At 70.6% G+C, this 3,948-nt stretch carries 3 protein-coding genes and 1 pseudogene; 1 reads left to right on the top strand and 3 read right to left on the bottom strand.

Translation table 11 applies throughout. The features are described from left to right. The 3 genes and pseudogenes from ACWDR3_RS47375 to ACWDR3_RS47365 form a co-directional block, all read right to left on the bottom strand. Positions 1 to 307 (bottom strand): annotated as a pseudogene (locus ACWDR3_RS47375) (ABC transporter substrate-binding protein); the annotation flags it as partial. A gap of 94 nt (positions 308 to 401) precedes the next feature. Continuing rightward, positions 402 to 1,613, bottom strand: a complete 1,212-nt coding sequence (locus ACWDR3_RS47370) for an ROK family transcriptional regulator (protein ID WP_450358889.1) — start codon at positions 1,611 to 1,613, stop codon at positions 402 to 404. Between the two features lie 226 nt (positions 1,614 to 1,839). Beyond that, positions 1,840 to 2,943 carry a mechanosensitive ion channel family protein gene (locus ACWDR3_RS47365; RefSeq protein WP_450358888.1) on the bottom strand — a complete coding sequence of 368 codons (1,104 nt, stop codon included), beginning with the start codon at positions 2,941 to 2,943 and terminating at the stop codon, positions 1,840 to 1,842. A 332-nt stretch (positions 2,944 to 3,275) separates the two neighbouring features. On the opposite strand from ACWDR3_RS47365, the gene ACWDR3_RS47360 reads away from it, so the two are divergent. Continuing rightward, the gene (locus ACWDR3_RS47360; protein WP_124000013.1) at positions 3,276 to 3,812 is read left to right on the top strand and encodes an HNH endonuclease; all 537 of its coding nucleotides are present in this window, start codon (positions 3,276 to 3,278) and stop codon (positions 3,810 to 3,812) included. The last annotated feature ends 136 nt before the right edge of the window (positions 3,813 to 3,948 follow it).

Raw genomic sequence — 3,948 nt, 5'->3', positions numbered from 1 at the left:
ACGACGAGATCACGTCGGGGGCCTTGTCGCCGCCCGCGCGCAGCGCCTGGTTGATCTTGTCGTCGGTGACATTGCCGACGACGTTGACGTGGATGTTGGGGTGGGCCTTCTCGAAGCCGGCGACCAGCGTCTTGACGGCCTTCACCTCGTTCGGCGCGCTCCAGGCGTGCCAGAAGTTGATGGTCGTGTCCTTGGTGGCGTCGTCGTCGGAGCCGGAGGAGGACTGGCCGGTACAGGCGGTGGCCAGCAGGGCGATGGAGGCGGAAGCGGCGAGAGCGACGGCCGCTTTCCGGGACATTCCGGGCATGGCAGGGTCTCCCAGGGACGGGGCGAGGTGGGCGAGGGAAGAAAGAGGAGGACGGGAGGGGCGGGTGGGGCGTGGTGCGTGGGGCTTGAGGGGTTCAGCGCGAGGTGTCGAAGACCTCGTCGCGGGTGGTCGCGAGCGCGCTCTCCAACGCGCCGCGCAGCACGGGGTGTTCGGTGACGTCGCCGACGACGAGCCGGGGCCGGGAGGCGGCCAGCTCCTCCAGCTCGGCCTGGACCAGGGCGCGCAGTGTCTCGCCGCCGGAGGTCAGCGAGTCGCCGCTGAGGACGACGAGTTCGGGGTCGAGGACGGAGACCAGCGAGGCGAGACCGGTCGCGAGATGCGTCGCGTACGTCTCCAACAGCCGCCGTTCCGGGCCGCTTTCGGTCTCCGCGGCCCGGGCGACGAGGGCGGCGGCGACCTCGGTGGTCGAGCCCGCGGGGATGTCCTCGACGCCGAACTGCCGGGCCAGCTTGGGGATCGCCTGCGAACCGGCGAGCTCCTGGTAACCACCGCTGTTGGCCTTGGTCACCTGCCGGACCAGGGGTGCGCCCGGCACCGGCAGGAAGCCGACCTCGCCGGCGCCGCCGGTCCAGCCGCGGTGCAGCCGCCCGCCGAGGACGAGCGCGGCGCCGAGACCGCCCTCGTTCCACAGCAGTACGAAGTCCCCGTGGCCGCGGGCCGCGCCGAGCCTTTGTTCGGCGACGGCGGCGAGGTTCACGTCGTTCTCGTACTCGACCGGCATCGGCAGCGCGGCGGCGAGTTCGTCGAGCAGCGCCGGGGTGTGCCAGCCCGGCAGGTGCGAGGCGTAGCGCAGCCGGCCGGTGTTGGGGTCGAAGGCGCCGGGGGTGCCGATGACGAGCCGGTGGACCTCGTCCCGGGCCAGCCCGGCCGCCTTCACGGCACCGTCGAGGGCGTCGGTGACCTGCCGGACCACGGGCTGCACCGGCCGCCGGCCCGGAGTGGGCAGCTCGTACGAGCCCACCGTGCGGCCGGTGACGTCGGCGACCGCGGCCAGGATGCGCTCGGGGGTGACGTCGAGCCCGGCGGCGTACGCGGCCGTCGGATTGACCTCGTAGAGCTGGGCGTTGGGGCCCGGGCGGCCCTCGGTGGTGCCGGTGGCGAGCACCAGGCCGGCCGCCTCCAGACGGGCGAGCAGCTGGGAGGCGGTCGGCTTGGAGAGGCCGGTGAGCTTGCCGATCCGGGTGCGGGAGAGCGGGCCGTGCTCCAGGAGGAGGTCCAGGGCGGCGCGGTCGTTCATGGCGCGCAGGACGCGCGGGGTGCCCGGCGTGCCGGCTGTTCCTGCCATGTGGGTCGACACCTGCCTTTCGACTGCCCAGCTTCTCAGCGACCTGCGCTGGAAGTCCATCCGGTGATCATGTTCCCGACCATGTTCGCAGTCGGCGGGTGATCACTGTTAGGAAAGTTTCCTATTGGCTGGAAAGGAACGTAAGCCCGGTGCGAAGGGGGCGTCAATAGAAACCGCCCCCGAGGCAACAGACTCGTTACCTGGGGGGCGGTTCCGCGCCGGCGGGTTACTTCGCGGGCGTCGAGGGCCGCTGCTGGACTATCGGCGACGCGGCCGCCGCCTGCGGGGAGTCCGCGTTGGAGTACACCGAGGGGGCCGCCACGGCCGCCGTCGGATCGGGCGTCTCGCTGTCTTCGAGGGGGGCCGTGGCGCCGCCGACGATACGGATGTCCGCCGCGTCGAAGGCCCGCTTGATCCGCCAGCGCAGCTCGCGCTCGACCGAGAGGGACTTGCCGGGCATCGTCTTGGCGGTGACCCGGACGACCATCGAGTCCAGCAGGACGCTGTCCAGGCCGAGCACCTCGATCGGGCTCCACAGCAGCTCGTTCCAGGGCTCCTCGGCGGTCATCTTCTCGGCGACCTCGTCGAGGGTGGCCTTGACCTTGTCGAGGTCCTCGGACGCCTTGACGGTCACGTCGACGCCCGCGGTCGCCCAGCCCTGAGAGAGGTTGCCGATGCGCTTGATCTCGCCGTTGCGGACGTACCAGATCTCGCCGTTGTCACCCCGCAGCTTGGTCACGCGCAGGCCGACCTCGATCACCTCGCCGGAGGCGACGCCCGAGTCGATCTGGTCGCCGACGCCGTACTGGTCCTCCAGGATCATGAAGACGCCGGAGAGGAAGTCCGTGACGAGGTTGCGGGCGCCGAAACCGATCGCGACGCCCGCGACACCGGCCGAGGCGAGCAGGGGCGCCAGGTTGATCTGGAAGGTGCCCAGGATCATCAGCGCGGCCGTGCCGAGGATCAGGAAGCTCGCCACCGATCGCAGCACCGAGCCGATCGCCTGGGACCGCTGCCGGCGCCGCTCGACGTTGACCAGCAGACCGCCCAGCGCGGTGCCGTCCACCGCCTGCACGGTGCGGGTCATCCGGTCTATCAGCTTGGTGATCGCCCGCCGCACGACGATTCTCAGCACCCCGGCGATCACCAGGATGAGCAGCACCCGCAGACCGATCGCCAGCCAGGTGGACCAGTTCTGCTCGACCCAGCTGGCGGCGTTGGTCGCGCTCTCCTGGGCGTCCTGGAGCGAGGGCACCGCCGGGGTCGTCGACTCCGAGGGGGTCGGTGACGGCGACGGGCCGGCGGCCAGTAGGACGGCGGACAAGGACACGGCAGGTACCTCCAGGTGCAGCCTCCGCCCCACCGGCCGGCGGTCAAGGTCTCGGGCTCTCAGGTCACGAAAAGGTCACCGGCGGGGCAGGTCCACCACACTATCGGGGCATCGTGTGTGGATTGTTGCCGTCTTCCGGGGAGGGACCGTGCCCGCGCGGGGAAGTACAGGTGGGATGAAGCATTCCCCGTCCGGGGCATGCTCCGGATGTGGTCGAAAACACTCCCAGCCCGTTACCGGGACATGGTGGCGCTTCCACCAGGCATGAGGGGAGACTGGCTACAGATCGTCCCGGCGCGAGCCACGCGCCGCCGACGCACAAGGAGGCATCCGTGCCGCACGTCCTGGTCCTCAATGCGTCGTACGAGCCACTCGGCGTCGTACCGCTCCGCCGCGCGCTCGTCCTCGTCCTGGAGAACAAGGCTGTCGCCTTGGAGGAATCCGGCGCCTTTATGCACAGCGCAACCGTCACAGTCCCCGCACCCAGCGTGGTCCGGCTCAAGCGATTCGTACGGGTTCCCTATCGGGGGCCCGTTCCTCTTACCCGGCGGGCGCTGTTCGCGCGTGACGGGGGCCGGTGCATGTACTGCGGTGGCGTCGCAACCAGCGTCGACCATGTCATTCCGCGCAGCCGCGGGGGCAAGCACGTCTGGGACAACGTGGTGGCGTCCTGCCGCCGCTGCAACCACGTGAAGGCCGACCGACACCTCTTCGAGATCGGCTGGCGGCTGCGCCACAAACCCGCCCCACCCTCCGGACTGGCCTGGCGCATCATCGGGACCGGACACAGGGACCCGCGCTGGATGCCGTACTTGCAACCGTACGGAGCGGAAGACGCTGTGGCCCGGATCGACGGCATATCCGCCTGACGATCCGGGCTTTTGTGTACCCGCCCGTACGGCGACGCGTGACCGTCCGCCCCGGCAGCGGGCGCGAGCGGCCTGCGGCGGATGACGCTCAGTCAGATCCCCATCCTCGCCGGGTCCGTGGTCATCGAGGTCGACG

Source organism: Streptomyces sp. NPDC001002, from assembly GCF_053599215.1.
The sequence above is the reverse complement of the archived record's forward strand: the minus strand, read 5'-3'. Positions and strand labels throughout refer to the sequence as shown.